This window comes from Roseibium sp. (assembly GCF_051016195.1).
Taxonomy (GTDB): domain Bacteria; phylum Pseudomonadota; class Alphaproteobacteria; order Rhizobiales; family Stappiaceae; genus Roseibium.
Map to the genome: position 1 here is coordinate 5884746 of NZ_CP134616.1, position 23550 is coordinate 5908295.

Annotated in this window: 22 protein-coding genes; 10 read left to right on the plus strand and 12 right to left on the minus strand. The window is 60.3% G+C overall.

The features are described 5' to 3' along the window. Positions 1–27: 27 nt before the first annotated feature. A complete protein-coding gene (locus RDA78_RS26745) occupies positions 28–1611 on the minus strand; it encodes an ABC transporter substrate-binding protein (protein ID WP_434052785.1) in 1584 nt (527 codons plus the stop codon). A 164-nt stretch (positions 1612–1775) separates the two neighbouring features. Here RDA78_RS26745 and RDA78_RS26750 point away from each other — a divergent pair, with 164 nt between their 5' ends. After that, positions 1776–2687, plus strand: a complete 912-nt coding sequence (locus tag RDA78_RS26750) for a LysR family transcriptional regulator (protein ID WP_434052786.1) — start codon at positions 1776–1778, stop codon at positions 2685–2687. A 173-nt stretch (positions 2688–2860) separates the two neighbouring features. Here RDA78_RS26750 and RDA78_RS26755 read toward each other — a convergent pair whose 3' ends face one another. After that, entirely contained in the window at positions 2861–4399 is a 1539-nt protein-coding gene (locus RDA78_RS26755) for a M81 family metallopeptidase (RefSeq protein WP_434052787.1), read from the minus strand. A 47-nt stretch (positions 4400–4446) separates the two neighbouring features. On the opposite strand from RDA78_RS26755, the gene RDA78_RS26760 reads away from it, so the two are divergent. Beyond that, a complete protein-coding gene (locus RDA78_RS26760) occupies positions 4447–5406 on the plus strand; it encodes a succinylglutamate desuccinylase (protein WP_434052788.1) in 960 nt (319 codons plus the stop codon). A 91-nt stretch (positions 5407–5497) separates the two neighbouring features. Continuing rightward, positions 5498–6892: a M20 family metallopeptidase gene (locus RDA78_RS26765; protein ID WP_434052789.1), complete on the plus strand. Its 1395-nt coding sequence runs from the start codon at positions 5498–5500 to the stop codon at positions 6890–6892. 37 nt (positions 6893–6929) lie between these two features. Here the strand turns inward: RDA78_RS26765 and RDA78_RS26770 are convergent, their stop codons facing one another. From RDA78_RS26770 to pcaQ, 3 genes are all read right to left on the minus strand, one after another. Continuing rightward, positions 6930–7541 (minus strand): ferric reductase-like transmembrane domain-containing protein, encoded by a 612-nt coding sequence (locus RDA78_RS26770; protein WP_434052790.1) that lies wholly within the window; start codon positions 7539–7541, stop codon positions 6930–6932. 19 nt (positions 7542–7560) lie between these two features. Continuing rightward, positions 7561–8049, minus strand: coding sequence for a twin-arginine translocation pathway signal (locus RDA78_RS26775; RefSeq protein WP_434052791.1), 489 nt, complete (start codon positions 8047–8049; stop codon positions 7561–7563). 211 nt (positions 8050–8260) lie between these two features. Continuing rightward, positions 8261–9181, minus strand: a complete 921-nt coding sequence (gene pcaQ, locus RDA78_RS26780; protein WP_434052792.1) for a pca operon transcription factor PcaQ — start codon at positions 9179–9181, stop codon at positions 8261–8263. A 92-nt stretch (positions 9182–9273) separates the two neighbouring features. Between pcaQ and pobA the strand changes: the two genes are divergently transcribed. The 7 genes from pobA to RDA78_RS26815 are packed head-to-tail and all read left to right on the plus strand — an operon-like array spanning position 9274 to position 15204. Beyond that, positions 9274–10443 (plus strand): 4-hydroxybenzoate 3-monooxygenase, encoded by a 1170-nt coding sequence (pobA, locus tag RDA78_RS26785; RefSeq protein WP_434052793.1) that lies wholly within the window; start codon positions 9274–9276, stop codon positions 10441–10443. Then, on the plus strand, positions 10443–11243 hold the full coding sequence (gene pcaD / locus RDA78_RS26790; protein WP_434052794.1) for a 3-oxoadipate enol-lactonase: 801 nt from the start codon (positions 10443–10445) through the stop codon (positions 11241–11243). Before pobA ends, pcaD begins: the two co-directional genes overlap by 1 nt. Further along, entirely contained in the window at positions 11227–11604 is a 378-nt protein-coding gene (gene pcaC, locus RDA78_RS26795) for a 4-carboxymuconolactone decarboxylase (RefSeq protein WP_434052795.1), read from the plus strand. Before pcaD ends, pcaC begins: the two co-directional genes overlap by 17 nt. A 30-nt stretch (positions 11605–11634) precedes the next feature. Then, a complete protein-coding gene (gene pcaH, locus RDA78_RS26800; protein WP_434052796.1) occupies positions 11635–12363 on the plus strand; it encodes a protocatechuate 3,4-dioxygenase subunit beta in 729 nt (242 codons plus the stop codon). Positions 12364–12366: 3 nt separating this feature from the next. Further along, the gene (gene pcaG, locus RDA78_RS26805; protein ID WP_434052797.1) at positions 12367–12987 is read left to right on the plus strand and encodes a protocatechuate 3,4-dioxygenase subunit alpha; all 621 of its coding nucleotides are present in this window, start codon (positions 12367–12369) and stop codon (positions 12985–12987) included. Between the two features lie 10 nt (positions 12988–12997). Beyond that, a complete protein-coding gene (locus RDA78_RS26810) occupies positions 12998–13837 on the plus strand; it encodes a 3-keto-5-aminohexanoate cleavage protein (protein ID WP_434052798.1) in 840 nt (279 codons plus the stop codon). A gap of 53 nt (positions 13838–13890) precedes the next feature. Beyond that, a complete protein-coding gene (locus RDA78_RS26815; protein WP_434052799.1) occupies positions 13891–15204 on the plus strand; it encodes a lyase family protein in 1314 nt (437 codons plus the stop codon). Positions 15205–15208: 4 nt separating this feature from the next. On the opposite strand, the gene RDA78_RS26820 is transcribed toward RDA78_RS26815, so the two are convergent. From RDA78_RS26820 to RDA78_RS26850, 7 genes are all read right to left on the minus strand, one after another. Beyond that, on the minus strand, positions 15209–16564 hold the full coding sequence (locus tag RDA78_RS26820) for a TRAP transporter large permease (RefSeq protein WP_434052800.1): 1356 nt from the start codon (positions 16562–16564) through the stop codon (positions 15209–15211). A gap of 7 nt (positions 16565–16571) precedes the next feature. Further along, entirely contained in the window at positions 16572–17081 is a 510-nt protein-coding gene (locus RDA78_RS26825) for a TRAP transporter small permease (protein WP_434052801.1), read from the minus strand. Beyond that, a complete protein-coding gene (locus RDA78_RS26830; RefSeq protein ID WP_434052802.1) occupies positions 17081–18115 on the minus strand; it encodes a TRAP transporter substrate-binding protein in 1035 nt (344 codons plus the stop codon). Before RDA78_RS26830 ends, RDA78_RS26825 begins: the two co-directional genes overlap by 1 nt. A gap of 415 nt (positions 18116–18530) precedes the next feature. Then, positions 18531–19781 (minus strand): Tm-1-like ATP-binding domain-containing protein, encoded by a 1251-nt coding sequence (locus RDA78_RS26835; protein WP_434052803.1) that lies wholly within the window; start codon positions 19779–19781, stop codon positions 18531–18533. Further along, on the minus strand, positions 19778–20770 hold the full coding sequence (locus RDA78_RS26840; protein ID WP_434052804.1) for a phosphotransferase enzyme family protein: 993 nt from the start codon (positions 20768–20770) through the stop codon (positions 19778–19780). Before RDA78_RS26840 ends, RDA78_RS26835 begins: the two co-directional genes overlap by 4 nt. Further along, positions 20745–22046, minus strand: a complete 1302-nt coding sequence (locus tag RDA78_RS26845) for an aspartate aminotransferase family protein (RefSeq protein ID WP_434052805.1) — start codon at positions 22044–22046, stop codon at positions 20745–20747. The genes RDA78_RS26840 and RDA78_RS26845 overlap by 26 nt, the downstream gene beginning before the upstream one ends. Positions 22047–22060: 14 nt before the next feature. Then, a complete protein-coding gene (locus tag RDA78_RS26850) occupies positions 22061–23548 on the minus strand; it encodes an aldehyde dehydrogenase family protein (protein WP_434052806.1) in 1488 nt (495 codons plus the stop codon). Between the last annotated feature and the right edge of the window lie 2 nt (positions 23549–23550).

Here is a 23550-nt window from a genome sequence, read left to right on the forward strand (position 1 = left end):
CGATAACGGCGACCCGGCAGGGAGGAATCATTCCTTCACGACACCCATGGCAAGGGTGTATTCGTCGGTCCTGGGCGTATATTTCAGGCCCTTCTTGGCCGCCCATGTGTTGACCTGGAAATGCGTCGGGATGATCGCGACGTTCTCGATCGCCATTTCTGTCGATTTTGCGAGCAGGTCCTGACGTTTTTCGTCGTCAACGGTCCGGAGCGCTTCCTCGATCAGGGCATCAATCTCGGCATTGGAGTGACGGCCGCGGTTCGAGGACCCGAACCCCTTGTCCTTGTCGTAGGTGTGGATCAGGGATTTCAGCGGAGACGATGCTTCACCGGACCCGGCCCCCCATCCAACCAGGATGAAGCTGAACTCCGGAAGCCCGTCCGCACCACCGCGCGACGCACGCCCGAAATACACCGACCTCGGCATTGTCTCGACCGCTGTCTTGATACCGACACGGGTCAGCATCTGACCGATTGCCTCGGCAATCTTGGCGTCGTTGATGTAACGGTCATTCGGACCGTGAATGGTCATCTGGAACCCGTCCGGAAAACCGGCTTCGGCAAGCAGCGCCTTGGCGGCTTCCGGATCATAACCTTCCGGCTGCAGCTTGTCGGAAACACCGAAGAAGCCTTCCGGCAGCAGCTGTCCGGCCGGGATCGCGACGCCTTCCATGACGCGCTCGACAATGGCGTCGCGGTTGATGGCCTTGGAGATTGCCAGGCGGACACGCTGATCCATCAGCGGGTTCTTGATATCGCTCCCGTCACTGCCTTTCACGAAAGGCGAGTCCTCGCGGAACTGGTCCATGTGGAGATAGATGACGCGGTTGGAAACACCCTGGCTGAGCTGGATGTCGTCCTTGCCTTCAAGCGTTGAAATGTCGGTCGTCGGAACACCGGCGATCATGTCGACATCACCGGCAAGAAGAGCAGCAACACGGCTGGGGCCCGACTTGATCGGACGGAACTCGACTTCGCTCCAGGTCGGGGCATCACCCCAGTAGTCGTCGTTGCGAACGAGCGTGATGCTCTCGCCGGGCTTGTAGTTGGAGAATTTGAACGGGCCGGTGCCAACAGCGGCGGTTCCGGCGTTGAAGTCTTCGGTTGCGGCGCCGCAGCCGGCGCTGTCGGAAATGACCGGTATCGTGGAGATGTCATTTGCCATCAGCGGATAGGGCGCTTCGGTAATCGCATGAACCGTGTAGTCATCGATCTTCTTGAAGGTCTTGCCCTTCAGATAAGTGCCGTAACCCGAGGGTGAGTTGGGCACTTCCGGCGCGCGCTCCATGGTGCAGATGACATCGTCGGCGTTAAAGTCGCTGCCATCGTGAAACTTCACGCCCTCTCGAAGCTTGAATTCCCAGGTCAGGTCATCGATCGGCTTCCAGGAAACGGCAAGGCCCGGAGACAGGCGCTGTTTTTCGTCCTGGGCGATGAGCCGGTCAAAAATATGGACCGACATGGCATTGTTCGGTCCGAGATTGTGAAAGTGGGGGTCCATCGATGTCGGCTCCGAGGCCAGACCGATGGTCAGTTTCTCTGCATGGGCTGCCCCGGTCACAAGCGCAAGTGCACTCACCGTAACGGCAGCTAAAATCCTGAATCTTCTCATGGTTTCCTAACTCCCTCGGAAGGTGCGGTGTCCTTTTCCGGATGTTTTGCCGCACAATGGAAAAGATGTTAGCTTGCAAAAAAGTCATTGCCAATATTAAAATGTATCCATTTTTGCATAGGATAATTCAACTTTAGGACCTCCAACATCCGGAACCGCACTTCATGGCAGGACACCGTCACAGACTACGCGAAATGGAAGCCTTGCGCGCGCTGGTCACGACAGGCACCACACTTGCCGCCGCACGCAGGCTCGGCGTCTCCCAATCTTCCGTCAGCCGCGCCCTCGGCCAGTTGGAACAGCGGGTCGGCCGGAAGTTGTTCCTGCGCACGTCCGGGCGGATCGAGCCCCTGGCTGCAGCCCTCCGTCTGAATGCGCAGCTGGATCCGCTTTTCGAGACACTGGCGCGGATCGAAGGCGCTGAATGGGCGGCTGCGGACGAAGAACCGCTGCGTTTGATCGTCCCGCCTACGCTCGCCCACAACTTCGTCATTCAAAGGGTCGCTGCCTTTCTCAAACAAAATCCGGGCAAAAGCCTGCAACTCGATATCCAGGCCACCGACGTGCTGGTCTCTGGCATTCTCGACCTGCGCTACGATCTCGGGCTGACCAGCGCAATGATCCAGCGCTCCGGCGTAACACTCGTGCCGTGGCGGCGCTCTCAGGTCGTCTGCGCGATGCCAAGCGGTCATCCCCTGGCCAAGAAAGACATCATAAGACCGTCGGACCTGGAAGATGTGGAGCTGATCGAATTCCTGCGCCGGCTCGGAACCCGCGCGATTACCGAGCAGGTGTTTGCGCGTGCTGGCGTGCGCCCACGCACGGTGGCCGAAACCGCGACCAACATGGCAGCGATCGAACTCGTGCGCGAGGGTCTTGGTGTCACCTTGCTGAACCCGTTTCCGGTTCTGTCGGGCGGCATGCCCAACATCACCGTCCGTCCGTTCGACGCACCGATCACCTACAACACCAGTTTCGTGTTGCCCTCCGGCCGTCAGCCGTCTGAACTCGCCCAGCAATTCATGGAATACGTCAAGGTGACCACTCCTCCGGATGAATATTCGGAGATTGTCTAGTGTCAGGACCCTAGTCACCTGAATCTGAAGTTCGACTCATTTTGCAGCGGTCTTCGAACGAACTTCAGATTCAAGAAGGTGACTAGCAAGTCTATGTTTCTAGTGCGGTTTACGAATTTGAAGTTCGCTTCGGAGACTGCAGAAGCAATAATGCGAACTTCAAATTCACCGCACTAGCCTTGGACGATTTCCTTCCAGACCGTGTCTGGATCCAGGGGGAAACTGGGCCGGGGTATGAATTCGAAGGGCCAGCGCTCCAGGACAGGACTTGTCAGTCCCGCCGTGTCGATCTCAAAGACCTGTTCCGGTGCGAACCATCCGGAAAACCCTGCGCGAAAGTGGCCGCGGGACTTTACAACAACACATGTTGCGGCTTCGACGTCGAGGCCAAGCATATGGAAGAAAACCGGGTCGGCGGTCTGTGCCCGATCGGAAATGACAACAACACGGATCCCCCCAAGCTCAAGAGCGGCGCAGGGGCCGAGATGCATCTGCCGCCCGCTGGTCATGCCGCGTTCGCCGATCACATTGCCGTCGTGCAGCGCCAGGATCCTGGCCGGAGCCTCGAACCGGCGGTCCCATTTCTCCCAGTCGGCGCTGCCGTTGTTGCGATTGAACACCGCCGTGAACTCGGCTCCCACCCCGAGATGATGGGCCTCGGCCGCAAGGGCCGGATCGAAGAACGATCCGTACAGCACGTTCTCAGATTCAGCTGCATGAAGCGCTGCAAGCAGCTCGGTGGTCTTGCCCGATCCGCCGCCGCCCGGATTGTCGCCCGCATCCGAAAAAATGACCGGCGGTCCCGCCGGTTCACTTGCCATCGAAACGGCCTGGTCTACGGTGCTCAAGGACCTCACGAAGCTTTCGCGCTGCAACCAGGCGCGGTCCGCGATCTCATCCGCCAGCTGGCGCGCAATCTCCGGATCGTCCTTGGCGGTGACAACCACGCTCACTCCGTTGTCAGGCGTGTCGGAGAAAATGAAATTGCCGAAAACGGAGACATTCAAAATGGCTCCCCCCAGTTCGGCCTGGCGCCGCTGGCCGTAGTCGATCAACGCGCCATAGGGGGCTTCAGCCGTCAGAAGGGAAACAGACGCGGGCACGATCGGCGGCTTCGCGAGCGCGATCTTCGGGCGCGTGCCGGAGGCAAGACAGCGCCTCAGGGAAAACGCAGCCTCTTCGCCGCGCTCGATCATGTCGACATGAGGGTTGGTCCGGTAGCCGACTATCAGGTCACAGGCGTCCACCATTTTCGGTGAGATGTTGCCATGGAGATCCAGCGTGCTGATGATGAGGGTCTGTGGGCCAACAGCGGCCCGGACGCGCGCCATCAGATCGCCATCGGGATCATGTGAGTGTTCGGCGACCATGGCACCATGGTTGCAGATATAGACCGCGTCGAGAGGTCCGGCGGCGGCAAGCTGGGTCTCGATCGCTTCTGCAATCATTTCGAAGACATCCTGCGCGACTGGCCCCGCAGGGTGGCTTGCGGCCAGGGTGCAGGGAACCGGATGCCAGGGGCCGGTCGCGTCCATCGCCTGTACGAATGCGGCGAACTCCGTGGCCAGGGACGGTGTGGCGGACCGGGCTTCGCCGAGAAGCTCGTTTCCAGCGAGCCAGGTCAGGGATCGGAAATCATGCCCGTCAGCCGGGCGTGCAAACCTGTTCGATTCCAGTATCATGCCCAGCAACGCAACCTTGGGTTCCCTCACCGAAATTCCTCCGTGCATGGTTATCATCGCAAAAGGAGCACGATCCGATGGCCGAAATCAACATTCCCAACGAATACAGGGTTGAACTGACGCCGCCCGATCTGTCCCCTTACAGAACCGGAAACACCGGCATTCCCTATATCTGGCGATTCGAGAGCGGTGCCCCGGGCCCGAACGTGATGCTGAGTGCAATCGTCCATGGCAACGAGCCCTGCGGCGCACTTGCGCTCGACTGGTTGCTGCAGCAAGACACGCGACCCGTGGCTGGATCGCTGACTTTTGCATTCATGAACATTGCCGCCTACGAGGCTTTCGATCCTGAGGACCCCAATGCGACAAGATGGATCGACGAGGATTTCAACCGCGTATGGGATACCGACGTGCTCGACGGAGACCGCGACAGCGTCGAACTGCGCCGCGCGCGTGAAGTCCGCCCGGTCCTGGAAGACATCGACTATCTGCTCGACATCCACAGCATGCAGCACCTGGCACCTCCTCTCATGATGTCTGGCCGCCACGCCAGGGCCAAGACACTGGCAGCATCCGTCGGAGTTCCTGAACGTGTTGTCGGCGATGCCGGACACGCAGCGGGCCGCCGTATGCGGGACTACGGCGCCTTTGATGATCCCGATGCACCGAACACCGCCCTGCTCATTGAATGCGGACAGCACTGGGAGGCTTCCGCCAGCGCGCTTGCCAGGGAGTCCGCCGCTCGGTTCCTTGTGGCAACCGGAACTGTTTCCAGGGATTTCCTGGGCGCGTTTCCCGAACCTGAAGGTCGGCAGTCGGCCTACACGGTCATCGAGGCCGTTACCATCAAGAACGAGGAGTTCGTTTTTGCAAGACCGTATTCTGGCGGCGAAATCATTGCCGAAAAGGGGACTGTGCTCGGACATGATGGCGGCGAGCCTGTCTCCACCCCGGAGGACGGTCTCATGCTCGTCATGCCGTCAAAGCGGTTATGGCGCGGGCAAACGGCGGTCAGACTTGCACGGCGTGATCCGTGATCCCATAGTCCGGTAGACCCAGTTTCAACGCCCCCTCTCTTCCTGCCTGCAGGATCAATCAAACACCTACGACACCACAAGGGATCAGATGATGTCCACGCGTGAGACCGCGATCAAAGCAGCTGCGGCCTATTTCGACGAGGGAGGGTTCAAGACCGACTTGGCCGAGCAGGTGGCGATCCCGACCTCCAGCCGTGAAGAAGACCATCGGGTCGATATCCTGCGTTATCTCGACCTCATGCGCGCGCGCTTCGAGGCGATGGGGTTTGGCGTTGAAATCCATCCCAATCCGGCTCTCGAACGTGCGCCCTTTCTGGTGGCAAAGCGCATCGAGGATCCGGCACTGACCACATTGTTCTGCTATGGCCACGGCGACACCGTGCCCGGAGAGGAAGGGCGCTGGAGCGAGGACCGCGATCCGTGGTCTCTCTCCGTTGCAAAGACCTCGTCAGGGGAACGATGGTATGGCCGCGGCACAGCCGACAACAAGTCGCAACATGCCATCAACATGGAGGCCATGCGCCATGTCATCGAAACGCGCGGCCATCTCGGATACAACGTCACGTTCCTGATCGAGACGGCTGAGGAAATGGGATCTGCCGGACTATCGGATTTCTGCCGGAAAAACCGCGACATGCTGGCGGCTGATCTCCTGATCGCGTCCGACGGGCCGCGCTTTTCTACCGATGGCCCTGATATCAAGCTGGGCACGCGCGGCGGACTGAACATTCGCTTTCGGCTGGAGTATCGCGAGGGCGGCCACCATTCCGGAAACTGGGGTGGACTGCTGGCAAATCCGGCCATCGTGCTCATGCATGCCCTCACCACCCTGGTGAGCCGGAACGGGCAGATCCTGCATCCCGGCCTGAAACCGGACCGGATCAAGAATTCCGTCCGTGAGGCGCTCGGCAACATCACGGTCAGTTCCGGCCCTAGTGATCCTCAGATCGATCCGTGGTGGGGCGAACCCGGGCTCAGTGGCGCCGAGAAAGTCTTCGGCTGGAACACGTTCGAAGTTCTTTCATTCATCACGGGCGATCCCGAGAGCCCTCAAAACGCGGTCCCCCCCTTCGCGGAGGCCATCTGTCAGATCCGCTTCGTCGTCGACACCGATCCGGACACCTTTCTGCCGCTGATCCGCAAACACCTCGAAGACGAGGGGTTTGAAGGCATCACCGTGGAACCGGCCCGGATGTTCATGCTGCGCGCGTCACGGCTGGACCCGGAACACCCGGCCGTCGGCTGGGCGGTCAAATCCATGGAACGCACGACCCGCAAGCCGGTCACGGTCATTCCCAATGCAGGCGGTTCCCTGCCCAACGGTGTTTTTCTCAACATCATCGGCATGCCGACGTTGTGGGTGCCTCACAGCTACACCGGTTGCTCCCAGCACGCACCCGACGAACATGTCCTGCCGCACCTGATGAAGGAAGGTCTTGAAATGATGACAGGCCTGTTCTGGGACCTGGGCGACGGATTTCCCTGATCGTCCGGCTGCGCGGAGCGCCTTCGCTCAAGATTTTTCACGCGTTGCGTTTCAGACGGAGCGGAAAAAGCTTGAGATCGGCAACCACCTTGAGGAAGGCCAAGACAGCGAGGCAGCACAGAGCGATCTTGCTCGTTGTCTCCATCGTACCCTCGATCAGCAACGCGTGGATCACCGTGCCCGCAACGATCACGAGCGCAAAGGCCGTGTGAGCAAGACGCCAGGTGCGCGGTCGCACCCGCAGCTTTCTGCGGAACAGGGCAAGGAGCGCGCTCAGGAACACGGCCCACATCGCAAGCACGCCCCACACGGAAAAAGGCGTCGGTGAGCGGAACAGCAAGGCGTCGACGACATCCGGCGGGCTCGTGATCCACAGACCGAGAACGTGAACGATCACCGCAAGAACCAGGACGGCGCCGGTCCAGCGATGCAGGTTACGGCCACGGATCACCGAAAGCCCGGGCAGATAACCGCCGGCCAGCAGCGGTTGGACGACCAGAAGAACAAGCGCGGCAATGCCCGCGAACCCGGCCGCGATATAGACCGGTTGACGCCATTGCAGCAAAGGACTGTTGGCGGCAGCGGCAATCGGAACAAGCACGACCCCCAGAAGGGCAACCCAGATGAGGATCGCGCGCAACCGCAGCAAGCTTCGAATTCCCGGACGATCAGGCTGGCTGAAGCACGAAATGTGCTTCGAGACTGGTGTCCTTCGCGCTCGACATCACGGGCCTCAGAAACACGGTCTCGAACTCATCGCTGTCATAGGCCAGATGGGCGTGGGGCTGTCCGAAGGCCGGCACGATCTGGGGCATTTCGAGACGGAAAACGCCGTTTTCATCAGTCAGGGTTGCACCGTGACTGCGTGCATCGCGTTCATGTCCCTCGGTCGTGTGCGCCCAGATCTGGATGCGTTGCCCGGCGAGCGAGACACCGTCACCGGCACGGCGCACCGTTCCGGACATCCAAAATCCGCCACCGCCGATGCGGTCAACGACGGGTGCGCCCGGTCGGTAGTTGTTGGACCCGCCGCGCATGGAACGCGTCGGCGCGAGCCCCTGGGCGCGGGCGGGAACCAGAAGGCCGGACATCCCGGTCACCGCAACAGCGCTACCTGCGGCAAGCAGCTTCCGGCGGGTGAACAGGTCATTCGTCATTTGTCGTCTCCTATCGGAAAGAGAGTTTGCCGCCGGGTTTCCTTCGGCGGCGCGTTGTTGCTCACATATAGTGCGATTGTGTCCATTTCCGAGATCGGCCCGCCGGAACACGTGACAACCCGGCTCACGGTTTCGTGAAGAGGCGGTGCCGTGCCCGCAGCTCTCATATGACGTCCGGTTCAGCGGCAGCCAAAGCTTCTGAAAGGGCGGCTCAGGACGAAAGCGCAAGCTCCTTGATGACCGTTTGAACGGCGAGCATGAATATCTGAACTTCCGGCGTTTGAGGCGCGTTCGGCCGGGTCATCAACCCGACCGGCCCCTTCGTGATGTCGCTGTCGAACGGCAGGCGGACGAGAGAACCGTCTTCCGTTTCTGTCTGAACCACACCGGACGAGATGATCCAGACGGCGTCGGTCTGGCGGGTGTAGAGCCTCCCGAACGCGCCTGAGACGCTTTCGATCCGGTGTGGAATTTCACCCACTCCGTTCGCGATCATGAACCGTTCGACCAGAGGGCGGATCGCCGCGCCCTCGGGCGGATAGATCACCGGCCAGTCGACGATGCGTTTCACATCCGGATTGGCGAGCAGCGGATGTCCCTTGCGTACGACCAGATCCACCCGCTCAGAGTAGAGTTGCGTGAACGAGACACCTTCCATGGATTCCGGGCGGCCCAGGCGTCCGATCACAAGGTCCAACTCGCCCAGCTTCAGTCTTTCGATGAGAAACCCGTGTGGACCGTCCATGATCTTGACCAAAACATTCGGAGCAAGGTCGGTGAATTCCCGGATGAGGGGCGGAATGAAGCTTGCAGCAACGCTCGGAAGTGCCCCCACCTTCAGTGTTGCACGCGCGTGCTCGCCCTCCTTCTCAACACCATCCAGCCCCTGCTGAAGGCTCGCGAGCGAAATCTGGGCGAAGTGTAGAAACACCTTCCCCTGCTTGGTCAGGGCGATACCGGCCCTGTTCCGCGTCATCAGCGAGGCCCCGATGATTTCCTCCAACTCCTTCAGCGTCTTTGAAATAGCCGGTTGCGTAAGCGACAGCTTGTCAGCGGCCAGCTTCAGGCTGCGCTCGTGCGCAATCTCGACGAAACACTGGATATGACGGAATTTGATTCGGCGATCGATCATTTAGTTTCCAATTCCAGAAACAAAAACGCTTGTTATCTCATTTTACTTCTCAATTTCGGACATTCAATATGGAGTCAACAGAGGAGGAACGCATGCGCACTCAGGTTGTCATCGTAGGCGGCGGACCATCCGGTCTGCTGCTCGGACAGCTGCTCCACAAGCACGGCATCGAGACGGTCATTCTTGAGCGGAAAACGCGGGACTACGTCCTCGCGCGCATCCGGGCCGGCATCCTGGAAACCGGCCTGGTCAACATGATGCGCGAAGCGGACGTGGCGGAGCGAATGGACCGTGAATGTTTCGTGCATCATGGAACGTGCATTTCCTACGAAAACGAGATGTTCGACATCAACTTTCAGAAGCTGATCGGACAGAACGTCATCGTCTACGGACAGACTGAGGTGACGCACGATCTTTACGATGCGAGGGAAGCGGTCGGCGCGAAGACGATTTTCGAAGTCGAGAATGTGCGAATTTGCGACGCGGACCGCGACGCTCCGTATGTCACGTATCACGCAGATGGTGCCGAGCAGCGCCTGGACTGTGACTTCGTCGCTGGTTGTGACGGCTTTCACGGGGTCAGCCGCAAGACGATCCCGGAGACGGTGCGCCGGGAATATGAAAAGATCTTTCCGTTCGGCTGGCTCGGAATTCTATCAGAAACGCCGCCTGTCCACGAAGAACTGATCTACGCCAACTCCACACGGGGATTTGCTCTCTGCTCCATGCGAAATGAAAACCTGTCGCGCTATTACGTCCAGTGCGACCTCGCCGACAAGGTCGAGAACTGGAGTGATGAGGCCTTTTGGGACGAACTCAAGCGCCGCTTGCCTGACGCGATCGCGGAAAAGCTCGTCACCGGGCCCTCCATCGAGAAATCGATTGCACCGCTTCGCTCGTTTGTGACGGAACCGATGCGCTGGGGACGCCTGTTCCTGTGCGGCGATGCCGCCCATATCGTGCCGCCGACCGGCGCAAAGGGCCTGAACACCGCCGCGTCCGACGTGCACTATCTGTACGAGGCCCTCGTTCAGCACTACCGGGACAAGGACAGCGAAGGCATCGAGTGCTACTCCGAAAAGGCGCTCGCGCGTGTCTGGAAGGCGGAGCGCTTCAGTTGGTCGACGACCAATCTTCTGCACCGCTTCCCGGATCAGACCCCGTTTGATCTCAAGATGCAGAGAGCGGAAATCGAGTCCCTTCACTACAACGAAATCGCGCAGAGGTGGTTTGCGCAAAACTATGTTGGACTGCCCTACTGATGAAGATTGCGCGTCTCAACTCTGTTGACCTTCACTGGCGGGAGGATGGTGATCCGGATGGAATGGCGGTCGTCTTCGCCAATTCCCTCGGGACCGATCTTCGCCTTTGGGACAAAATCATCCCCTTGTTGCCGGCTTCGGGGCTTCGTCTGATCCGTTTCGACAAGCGAGGTCATGGCCTGTCCTCCTGCCCACAGCCGCCTTTTTCGATGGAAGCACTTTGTGAAGACGTGGAAGAGTTTTTGCAGCAGATCGGGGTAACGGATTGTATTTTCGTGGGTCTTTCCATTGGTGGCTGCATCGGGCAGTTGATTACCAGCCGCCGACGGGACCTCGTCAAGGGTCTCGTTCTTTCGAACAGCGCGGCCAAAATGGGAACCACGCAGATGTGGGAGGAGCGCATCGAGCGCATCCGGACCGGTGGCATCGAGTCGATGGCAGATGCAATCCTCGAGCGCTGGTTCGGAGACACGTTCCGTCAGTCGGACGACGCCATCTTGTGGCGCAACATGCTGACCCGGACCCCTGCGGACGGCTACATGGGCTGCAGTGCGGCACTCGCGGCGAGCGACCTCACCGCGTCCACATCAAAACTCTCCCTTCCGGTACTCGGCATCGGCGGCGAAAACGACCTTGCCAGCCCGCCAGACGTCGTCAGGGCCACGACGGAACTCGTTCCGGGCAGCCGGTATGTCGAGATCGCCGCTGCAGGACATCTGCCCTGCGTGGAGCGCCCAGAGATCTACGCCGGCCATCTCATGACTTTCCTGAAGGAGGATCTCCATGTCGGAACGGTATGAACGCGGCATGGACGTGCGCCGTGCCGTCCTCGGCGACGACCATGTCGACAGAGCGGAAACCTGCAAGACGGATCTGGACCAGCCGTTCCAGACCCTGATTACCGAAGCGGCCTGGGGCACCGTCTGGTCCTCCGAAGGCATCAGCGCACGCGAACGCTCCATGCTCACGCTTGCACTGCTGGCTGCACTCGGTAACTTCGAAGAAATTCCGATGCATATCCGGGCAACGAAACGCACGGGAGCGAGCAAGCAGGATGTCCTGGAGGCCTTTCAGCACGTGGCAATCTATGCCGGCGTACCGCGCGCCAACCAGGCCTTGAAGCTTGCCAAACAGACATATGCCGAGATGGAAGCCGAGTAAGGCCGTGCCGGCATCTTAGGAGAGGAACCGATGCTCAAACCGGGTGAATATCATCAGCGCGACCGCGACCGTCAGCCGCCTGCCTTGACGCCGGACTACAAGACGTCCGTTTCGCGGTCACCACAATATGCCCTGATCAGCCTGGAGAACACGGTATCGGAAATCACCGGCCCCGTATTCGGCCACAACGACATTGATGCGCTCGATAAGGATCTGCTGCACAATTACGCCAAGCCGGGCGAGAGCGCGATCGGGGAACGGATCATCCTGCATGGACGCGTTCTCGACGAGAATGCCCGGCCGGTTCCCAATACCCTGGTGGAAATCTGGCAGGCCAATGCCGGCGGGCGTTACCGTCACCGGAAGGATACCTATCTCGCCCCGATCGATCCGAATTTCGGCGGCTGCGGCCGGACGCTGACCGACGACAACGGCTATTACTATTTCCGGACCGTGAAACCGGGGGCCTATCCCTGGCGCAACCGGGTGAACAATTGGCGGCCGGCTCATGTGCACGTGTCGATATTCGGGTCCGCTTTCTGTCAGCGGCTCATCACCCAGTGCTATTTCGAGGGCGATCCGCTGATACCGATTTGCCCGATCGTCAACACGATCCCCGACCCGGACGCGATCGAGCAACTCACGGCAAAACTGGATCTCAATGCGACAATCCCGCTCGACACGATTGCCTACAAGTTTGACATCGTCCTGCGCGGGCGCCGGTCCACCCTGTTCGAGAACCGTCTGGAAGGGAACTGAGACATGCCGCAGGATCTCTCCTATCTGAAGGAATCGGCCTCGCAAACGGCGGGTCCCTATGTCCATATCGGTCTCGCGCCGGGTGCGGCGGGGTTCGACATCTACGAACACGAACTCGGCTGGGACATCGCCGGACCGAACGCCAAAGGCGAACGTATTCGAGTCGAAGGCGTCGTGACCGACGGCATGGGGTCGCCGATCAAGGATGTGCTGCTGGAAGTCTGGCAGGCAAATGCGGACGGCAATTTTGCCCATCCGGAAGGCGGCGGTCCCGTTGAAGACGGGTTCCGTGGCTGGGGCCGCGTCATTACCGATTTCGACACCGGCGAGTGGGTCTTCGACACCATCAAGCCGGGCGCCTGCCCCGGCCGCAATGGAGATGTGCAAGCACCTCATCTGAGCCTCTGGCTGGTGTCACGCGGGATCAATATCGGCCTGAACACGCGCATGTATTTCGCCGACGAGACAGACGCGAACGCCAGGGACCCGGTGCTGAACCTGATCGAATGGGAGCGCCGCCGGGCAACGCTGATCGCGAAAAGGAGTGAACGAGACGGCAAAATCGTTTACCGGTTTGACATCAAACTCCAGGGAGAGGGCGAGACGGTCTTTTTCGACGTCTGAGTTAAGAACAATGACAAAACCCTGCATCATCTGTGTTGCCATCACCGGATCGGTGGCCAGAAAAGAAAACAATCCCGCCGTGCCGATCACGGTCGTGGAACAGCTGGAAAGCACACATGAGGCCTTCGAGGCGGGCGCCGCCATCGTTCACGCCCATGTCCGGAACGACGATCAGTCACCGACCTCGGACCCGGAAAAGTTCGCCCGGCTGAAAGAAGGACTGGAAAAGCACTGTCCCGGCATGATCATCCAGTTCTCGACCGGTGGCCGCTCCGGCGCGGGAGAGGCGCGTGGCGGCATGCTGCCGCTCAAGCCGGACATGGCTTCGCTGTCCGTTGGGTCCAATAATTTCCCAACGCGTGTCTACGAGAACCCGCCGGATCTGGTTGACTGGCTGGCGGGCGAGATGCGGACCCACACCGTCAAGCCTGAGATCGAGGCCTTCGATCTCAGCCATATCCATCAGGCGGCGGCGATGAACAGGGATGGCAGGATACCCGGCCGGCTCTACGTGCAATTCGTGATGGGGGTGAAAAACGCCATGCCCGTCGATCGCGACGTCTTCGACTACTACATCAAGACGGTTGAACGCCTCGTTCCGGATGCGGACTGGTGTGCCGCCGGTATCGGGCGCAACCAGTTGACCGTCAATGAGTGGTGCATTGCAGCCGGTGGACACACCCGAACCGGGCTTGAGGACAATGTGCGCCTGGACAGGGAGATCCTTGCGCCTTCGAACGCAGCACTGGTGAAGCGTGCAGCAGATCTTTGCGAAAAATACGAGCGTCCGGTCGCGACCTGGCAGCAGGCCCGCGAGATCCTGGACCTGCCGCTCAAGGCTGCGGCTTGACGCTGCGCACTGCCTGGCTCTCAATTGAGGGCGAACCCCAGTAGTTGAGAGCCATGCCCGTTTCCCTGTTTTCCAGCCAAATCCATTCCGGGCTCTTTTCGGACGAGGAGCTTGCAGTCCTGTTCGGCGATGACGGTGACGTTGCCCACATGATCCGGTTCGAAAGAGCCCTTGCCGTGGTTCAGGGGCGGCTTGGGATCATTCCAGCAGATGCGGCAACGAAAATCGGCGACAGTCTCCGCGATGCCAAGCCTGATCCTGCCAGTTTGCGCGCAGGAACGATAACTGCAGGCGTTCCGGTGCCCGCGCTCGTCGCCGAATTGCGCAAGATAGCCGGAGATGAAGCCGGGACATGGATCCATTGGGGCGCCACCAGCCAGGATGTGATGGACACAGCGCAGATGCTGCAGGCCAAGACAGCGCTCGGTATTCTGCAAACCCGGCTCGACCGCCTGATCGATACGCTGGAAGCGCAAAGCAACCGGCACGAGGATCAGCTTCTGGCCGGGCGCACCCGCAGCCAGGTATCAACACCGGTGACACTGGGATATCGGATCGCACAGTGGGCCCATCCCCTGATCGATGCCCGCAACGATTTGGCTGCGCTCTGCCAAAACGCCCACAAGGTCCAGTTCGGCGGGGCATCAGGCGTCAACAGCGCGATTGCGCCGGACGGAACGCGCGTTGCCGAGGCTCTGGCCTCCGAACTCGGGCTTTCCGATGCGCCGTCCTGGCATGTCAACCGGACACCGATCCTGCTCCAGTCCGGCTGGCTGCAGCGCGTTTGCATCGCGCTTTCCAAAATGGCCGGCGATCTGATTGTGATGGGCCGCTCCGATATCCGTGAACTTGCCAGCGGCACCGGTGGCGGATCATCGACGATGCCGCAGAAGTCAAACCCGGTGCAGGCGGAAACCATTCAGGTGCTTGCGCAGGTCGCCAATCATGCGCACCGCGCTCTTGCGGCGGCTGCTGATCCTCTGGAAGAGCGTGACGGATCCAAGTGGCCCCTGGAGTGGATGATGCTGCCGCAGACGTTCGTGGCAACCGGGGCGGCACTCAATCACGCCCAGGAACTGACGTACAGCTTGCGGCCTGACGAAGAGCAACTGGATGCCACACTGGCCGTCAACCCGGAAATCATGGCGGAGGCTGCGAGCTTCGCGCTTGCCAAGGCAGGTGTTTCGCGGGCCGAGGCGAAGGATCTGGTCGCACAGGCTGCCGCTGCCAGCACCCCCTTCCCCGAGGCCCTTGCAAGTCTCAGTACGGTCAGGATCGACTGGAACGCTGCACTCGATCCAGCGACCGCAATTGCGCCTTGCAAGGCGATGTCCCGCAGGATTTTCGAGAAACGTTCAAACGGCTGACCGGCTATTGCAGGACCTGCGGCAGCCAGAGCGTGATCGCCGGGAAACTGACCAACAGGATCACCCGGAAAACCTCCGCGCCGAAGAACGGCACAACGCCCTTGAAAGTCTCGATCATCGGCGTGTCCCTTGCCAGCGAGGAAATCACAAACACGTTCATGCCGACAGGCGGCGTTATCAGGCCGAGTTCCACGACAATGAGGGCCAGAATGCCAAACCAGATCTTCAGATCCTCGGTGCTCATGCCGAAACCTGCGCCGTCCGCGCCCTGGTAGATGCCGCCGTTGATCTCGACCAGCACGGGCCAGAAGAACGGGATCACGAGCAGGATCATGGAAAGGCTGTCCATCAGGCAGCCGAGGAAAATCAGCGCAATCAGCAGAATGATCAGAACCGTCATCGGCTCCAGTCCGGACCCCGCGATCCAGGCGGCCGTTTCCTGCGGCAGTCCCACACGGGACATGAAGATCTTCAGGAGTTCCGCGCCCAGAATGATCAAGTAGATCATGCCTGATGTGCCGGCTGTTTCCTTGAGTGCGGCGACAAAATCCGTGCGGGACAGCTTGCGCTGTACGAGGCCGAAGAAAAGAACCAGGAAGACACCGACCGCCGCTGCCGGGGTCGGATTGAAGAAGCCGAAATAGATGCCGCCGATCACCAGGCCAAAAATGACCAGCACAGGGATCATGCCGACGGTCGCCTCGACAAATTCGGCGCTGCTGGCAACACCTCCCTTCGGGCCCGACGCCGGTTTGATGGCGACGTAGACCGCGATCGTCAGAAGAAACAGGACAACCGCCAGAAGGCCAGGCAGGAATGCGGCCATGAACATGGTGACGATGTTCGCCTCAACGATAACCGCGTAAATGATCAAAACGACCGAAGGGGGAATGAGGATCCCCAGGACACCGCCGGCGGCGAGTGTCCCTGTTGCAAGAGCGCCGGAGTAGTTGTAGCGGCGGAGTTCGGGAAGCGCGACCTTGCCCATGGTGGAAGCGGTTGCAAGTGACGATCCGCAGACGGCTCCGAAGCCGGCGCATCCTGCGATGGCGGCCATCGCGGTGCCTCCGCGCATCCACCCGAGCCACGCATTCGCGCCCCTGAAGAGGGCCTGGCTGAGGCCGATCTTTGACGCAATCGCTCCCATCAGGACGAACATGGGAACAACCGACAGGTCGTAGATGGAAAACTGACCGTAGGCCAAGGTCTTGAGCTGGCTTAGAACAAGGGCCGGACCGTTGAGCATCATCGTGCCGACACCGCCGACAAGGATCATCGCATAGGCGATCGGTATCCGGATCGCAATCAGGAAGACAAGTACGGCCAGCGCGCCGAGGCCGAGGACAAGTGCGTCCGTCATGCTGTGATTATCCTTTCGCCAGAGCGCTTGCGTCCCGCAGCAGGGTCACGATGGCCGCGACGGCCAGCAGCGCAAGCGAGACGAGGATCGGGACGAAAGCAATCCAATGCGGGATCTGCAAAATTGTGGTCGTGTAGTCGTATTCTTTCTGGTCGAGCATGCCGAAATACATGCGCCAGATCAGCAGGCTCGCGAAGCAGAGCGCAACAAGAGATCCTAGCAGCGTGAAAAACGCGATTGTTCTTTTTGAGGCCCCGGAGGTGAAGATGTCGGCCGACACATTAGCCCCGACGAGCTGGCAATAAGGCAGGAAGGTGAAGACCGCGACAGCCACACCCATCTCGGTGAGTTCGAAGTCTCCGGGAAATGGCCTGCCGAACATCGATCCGATGATCGAGATCATGTTCACGCCAACCACGGCCAGAAGCAGCAACCCACCAAGCAGGGCCCAGGCCGTGATCAGCCGGCTGGCAACCCCGAGAAGTTCGGAGCTGCCCTGTTCCATTTCATCCGTCATCAGTTGGACGCGTTGTTGGCGACAGCCGCCCTGGCTTTTTCAACCAGCGCGGACCCGTCGATGCCCTTCTCGCCGACTTCCGCAACCCAGCGATCCACCACCGGTGCCAGCACCTCGTTGAAGGCAGCGGTTTCTTCGGGCGACAGCGTGATATGCGTGTTGCCGGCCTTGGTTGCCAGGCCAATGCCGAAATCGTCGGCTCCTGCCCAGATGTTACCGACTTCCTTGGCCCAGACCTCGTCGGACGCGTCGCGGAACGCCTGTTTCACATCATCGGGCAACGCATCCCAACGCGCCTTGTTCATGGAGACCTGGAACACCGTCGTGCCGAAGCGCTCCTTGTCCGCGCCCTCGATCTGGTATTCCGTCTGCTCCTGGATCTTGAGCGGCGGGATGATCTCCCACGGGATCATGGCCCCGTCGATGACGCCTTTCTGTAGTGCCGTCGGCAATTCCGGCACCGGCATCGCGACCGGAGACGCGCCGAGCGCCTCGATCACCCAGGCACCCGTACGTGTCGGAATGCGGATCTTCTTGCCTTCAAGGTCCGATGGCTTGCGGACCTCGCTTTCCGTCATGTGAATACCCTGGCCTGCATGAACGTGCAGGAACATGACCTCGACACCCTTGTAGTCGTCCTTCAGGTCGCTTTCGAAGAGTTCCTTCAAGGCAAGGTTTGTAGCCGCCGTGTCGTTCTTGTGAACGCCGGGCAATTCAAACACTTCCGAGCGCGGAAACAGGCCCGGCGTATAGCCGTTCACCGTCCAGACAAGATCGACGACACCATCGCGAACCTGGTTGATCAGTTCGGGCGGACGCCCTCCGAGCGTCATGGCCGGATAGATCTCGATCGAGACCTTGCCACCGGAATTTTCCTCCACCCGCTTCGCCCACGGCACCAGCATCTGCGCATGCGCAGGCGCTTTTTCGCCAATGAAGTGATGCAGCTTGAATTCGTGGTCCGCTGCCGCTCCGGGCGTTGCACCCAGTGCCAGCAGGGCGGCACCCAGAACAAGGTTCTTCAGATGTCTCATGTTTTCTCCTCCACGCAGGACCCGGTTTCGGATCCGAAATCTCTTGCTCGCGTTTTTCATGCGACAGACCCTCACCTGACTCTGCCGCGTCGTGCAACCGGACATCTTGTCCTTTTGTTCCGGTCCGCGCCTCCCGTTCACGAGCGTCGCTTTTGCAATTCGTGTGACGTTTCAACCAGACAGGAGGTATCACGACCGCGCACGGTCGCGTTAGCGCTTCAAAGCATTCTCACTAATTGATTTCGGAATGTAAATTAAGATCTGAGCCCATATAGTTTCCGTTTTTGGAAACAAATGAACGCGAGGAGCTGCTCACTCATCAATTCGGTCGCGCGATACGTTGAGACGGACACCGGAACATCCGAGACCCGCTCGACGGACCGGATTTCCGGGAGAAAACGCCTGTCAGGTCTGCTCAGGTATCGGCTTGCATTCGTCCCTTTTCAATGATGCCGCTATTCAGCCACCCGTCGAAAATCTCAAGCGCCGTTTCGCAGAAATCGGCATCATTGATATGCGCGTCGATCTCGACGAGACCAACGCGCCCCGGAAGCACGGAGCGCACTTCCTCAATGAAGGCCGCGAGGCCTTCCGGATCGTGGGCCTCCTGCCCTGGCCGATCCCATTCCTCGATGCCGCCAAGGGGCAGAAGGAACCGCGTTTCTCCCCTGGTCTTTTCGAGCCGGGCCGCGAGGTCGTGCACCCAACGGCGGCGCTCATCTGCGTTGAAGACCGAGCTCTTGATCAGCCTGTTGTGTTCATGAAACGGCCGGTCCGAGTAGTCCGGCGGGATCTCTTGCCAGCCGGCAAAGTCGACAAGGTCGAGCGCTCCGGGTGCAACCATCTGGGGCGTTCCGTTACTGCCCGCATTGGTCAGTCGATCCGCGCCGCTGCTGACAAGCGATCCGGCCAGAAGATTGCCGAACTCCTGCAGGCAGAAATCCATCACGCAGCAGAAAGCTCCCTCCTTCGCCAACTTCTCAAACGCCATGCCGCCCATGCCCGTGGAGTGAAACACCGCGACTTCGAAGCCTCGTTGTTCGAGCGCAGGTTTCAGCGTCTTCATGTATTTCAGGCAACTCGAACCGAGCGAGGTCATGCCGACGAGCGGTTTCGAATTGTCCGGGGGCTGCGCCGCTTTCGCGGCTCCGAGAACGGCTCCGGCAGCCTGGGCCAGAGAGGATTTGCAGATCGAGTTGAGACCGTAAAGCCCCCCGGCCCAGAGGATCATCTGGATGTCAGGCGCGAGCCGATCCGGCGGGATCAGCGGCGAAAAGCTGACGGTCGAGACAATGAACTTGGGCACGCCTAGCGGCAGTGCCTGCGCGCAGTCGAGTGCAAGATCGGTTCCCATTGTTCCGCCGAGCGCAATCATGCCGTCGATGCGCCCGTCCCGCCAGGCCTGCGCCACAAGACCGGCCGCCCCTTGAGACATGATGCGGAAGGCCTTGTTCTCGTCCCCTAGCGCGATCACCTCGTCGATCGTCATGCCGCCGGCCCGTGCAACGTCGTGCTTGGAGATGTCCGTCGGATTTTCCGGATCTCCCAGAACGCTGACATCCATCGTCAGGACCTTGCCGCCCTGTTCTTCGATGCAGGATTGAATGAACTCCAATTCCGCGTTCTTGGTGTCGTAGGTTCCGATCGACAGGATGGTCTTTGTCATGGTGACACCTCCATTTGCTGGAAAGATGTGTGACGGGATGAGGTCAGGAAGCTTTCCGCAAGGTCTGTCGCGTCCGATATCATGCGTTTGCTGCGGTCACGGCCGCCGTCTTCGTCAAGACGCGTAATGATCCAGCCGACATAACTCACCGCTCTCAATCCCAGAAACAGATCGAGTTCGGATGTGTTCAGACTGCGCTTCTGGTCATAGCCTGCAAGAAATGCCCCTTCGAGATTGCCATAGTCCGGTTCCTGCCGGTTCTTGACGAGCGCAGTTGCTACATCGAACAAACGGTATCCATGCCCGGCGTCGTCGAAATCGATCAAATGAAGGTCAGGTCCGTCAACCATGATGTTCTCGCGCACGAGGTCGGCATGGATCAACCCCGTGTCCAGCAAGTGATCCATTGCTTTCAACCTGACGTCGGCCTCGCTCCGAAACCGTTGCAGCAACGTTCGCTCAGAGGCGTCGAGGTCCGGGTGTTCCCAGAACCGGCCCCATAGCGGATCCGGTCCGACAAGGGCGTTCCTGTCCCAGCGGGCCCGTTTGAACCAGTCCGGCGGCGTCCAGTTGTCCGAAACGGCATGCATCCTGGCCATCTGCCGGCCGAGCCTGAAGAAGATACCCTTTCGATCCGGATGGTTGAGAGGTTGCCCGGTCCTGCCCAGCGGCGCTCCGGACATCCAGGAGAGCATGCTTGCCTGCTGGCCGTTCTGTTCCCTCAAGAAGTCCCCGTTCTCGGAGGCAAGGGGATGAGGCACGCTTATGCCGTGACGGCCAAGTTCCGCCATCCAGACGAGTTCCGACCGGAGTTCCTCGTTGCTGCGAAGCCCCGGCCGGTGCAGGCGCAACGCATAGGATTGCGGCCCGTCCTTCACCTTGAAGACACGGTTTTCGCGCGCGGCGACAAGCCTGCATTCAGCCGTCTCCATGCCCCAAAGCGCGAGCAGTCTGGAAATGCCCTCATCCATGATGCGGTATCGATGCAAGCACATCGTCCAGGGTATCGATCAGCAGATCCACGTGTTCGGCCACAAAGGGCATCGGCGGGCGGATCTTGAGGGTGTTCTTGTGCCGGCCAAGCTTGCTGAGGATGATGCCCCGGCGGCGCATCTCGTTGACGACCTGGTCGGCAAACGCGCTTGAAGGCTCGCGCGTTTCGCGATCGCGCACGAACTCCGCACCGAACACCATCCCGCTTTGGCGGACATCGCCGATAACGTCGTATTTTTCAGAAAGCGCGGACAGGCGGCCATGCGCCAGCTTACCCATTGCGGCGGCGTTCTCCTGCAATCCTCTATCTTCCAACTCGTCAAGGACCGCCATGGCCGCCGCGCAGGAAACAGGGTTGCCGCCAAATGTGTTGAAATAGCGGAACGCGTTGCGAAACCGGGCCATGATCGTGGGCGTAGTGACAAGGCCGGCGACCGGATGGCCATTGCCCATGGGTTTGCCCATGGTGACCACGTCGGGCACCACGCCCTGCTTCTGATGAGCCCAGAAATGACTGCCGCAGCGGCCGAAACCGGACTGGACTTCATCACAGATCAGCAAACCGCCCGCGCACCGCACTGCCTCGGCGGCAGGACGAAGCCAGCCTTCCTTCTGGTCCGGAAAGCCTTCATTGAGAAACAGCGGACACACGATCAGCGCCGCGAAGCCGATGCCTTCCCTTTCAAGATCCTCTATCGCCCTTTGAACATGCGCCGCAAAGTGCTGTCCATCCGGGTCGCTGATGCGGTAGCAGTCCGGCGCCTCGACGTGGCGAAGATACTGACCCAGGCCAAATCCGACCCCAGGTACATTGCTGCGCGAAAGATGACTGACCAGTGTCGTGTTGCCGTGATAGGTCGCGTCGGTCGCAACAATTCCCCGTTTTCCGGTCATGGCTTCCGCCATTCTGAGAGCGATGTCATTCGCCTCGGAGCCGGAACAGGTCAGGATCGCCGTCGACAGGGTTTCGTCAAATGTGCCGGTCAGCCGCTCGGCATAATCGAGAATGCCCTCGTGCGGATATCTGGTGTGGGTGTTCAGCCTTCCGGCCTGCTCGGCGATTGCGTTGACGACACGCGGATTGCAGTGTCCAACATGCGGGACGTTGTTGTAACAGTCCAGGTACTTGCGGCCGTCCGCATCCCAGAGCCAAACGCCTTCCCCGTTCACGACATGAACCGGTTCCTCGTAGAAGGTGGACACGTTCGGCCCCAGAAGTCGCCTGCGGCGATCAAGCAGGTCTTCGGTCCGCGGCGGGTGATCTCCGTTCATGGCGAGACTGTCCCTCACAACTGTATCCAGGCTGTCTTGAGATCGAAGTACTTGTCGAGCGCATGCAGCGACTTGTCGTGACCGTTGCCGGATTGCTTCACGCCGCCGAGGGGAACGGTCAGGTCCGCACCGCCATACGTGTTCACATGGACGACACCGGCGCGAATGGCCGAGATCATTCGGTGGGCGCGGCCGAGATTCTGCGTCCAGACCCCGGCTGCCAGACCGAAGTCTGTCCCGTTGGCGATCCGAATGGCGTCCGCCTCGTCCCGGAAGGGTGTCACCGCGAGGACCGGGCCGAAGACTTCCTTCGTGGCAAGGGTATCCTTGGGTCCGACATTGGTCATCACGGTCGGTTGCATGTAATAGCCGCCGGTTTCCTCAAGGATCCTTGCCCCGCCTGTCCGCCGGTCGCCCCCTTCCGCTTCCGCGGTCGCGACGAACTCCAGATCGGCCTCCAGCTGCGGCAGGCTGTGAACGGCTCCGATCTGCGAGGCCAGGTCGAGCGGGTCGCCGACGCGGAACGCCTCGGCGTGCCTGCAGATCTCAGCCACAAAATCGTCGTGAATGTCTTCCTGCACGAGCAGCCGGGAGCCGGCGACACAGACCTGTCCGGAATTGCGGAAGATACCGGCTGCGGACACTTTTGCCGCCTCTGCAATGTCCGGCGCGTCGTTAAAGACGATGTTCGGAGACTTGCCGCCAAGTTCCAGGTAGCAGCGTTTCAAGTTGGACTGAGCCGAATAGGTCAGTAGCCGCCGGCCCGTTGCACCCGACCCGGTAAAGGCCAGCACGTCGACATCCATCGACAGGGCCAGCGCTTCACCAACTACTGCTCCCTTACCCGTCACCACATTGAAGACGCCTTCCGGCAGGCCCGCCTCCAGTGCGAGCTCCGCGATCCTGAGCAAGGACAGGGACGCGGTTTCCGCCGGTTTCAGCACGACCGCATTTCCGGCAGCAAGCGCCGGCGCAATTTTCCAGGCGCCGATCATCAGCGGGAAGTTCCAAGGAACGATGACCCCAACCACCCCGACAGGTGCGTGATGCACGAGCCCGAGAATGTTTTCCGCAGTCGGCGCGATCTCGCCGTAAACCTTGTCGACGAGCTCGGCATAATAGCGGAATGTCGCGGCTGCAGAGAGTGCCTCAGCCTTGTAGGCCATGTTGATTTCCGTGCCGTTGTCCCGGACGCCGAGCACGGTCAGTGCGAGCGCGTCTTTCTCAATCAGGTCGGCAAGCCTGTGAAGGACTTTCTTGCGGTGCGCCGGTGCCGTCTTCGACCAGCGGCCATCCTCGAAAGCGGCCCGTGCGGAGCTGACGGCGCAGTCCATGTCGGCGGCGGAACCGGCAGCGAGGCCGCAAATGCGCTTTCCATCGATCGGCGAAATGACGTCCATGGTCTCGCCCGATTGCGCACTCTCCTTCCGGCCGTCAATGAGGTGGCCCTGGTCGGGGATGCCCGCGTTCCGCAGGGAATCGATTGCGCTCTGATCCAGCATTG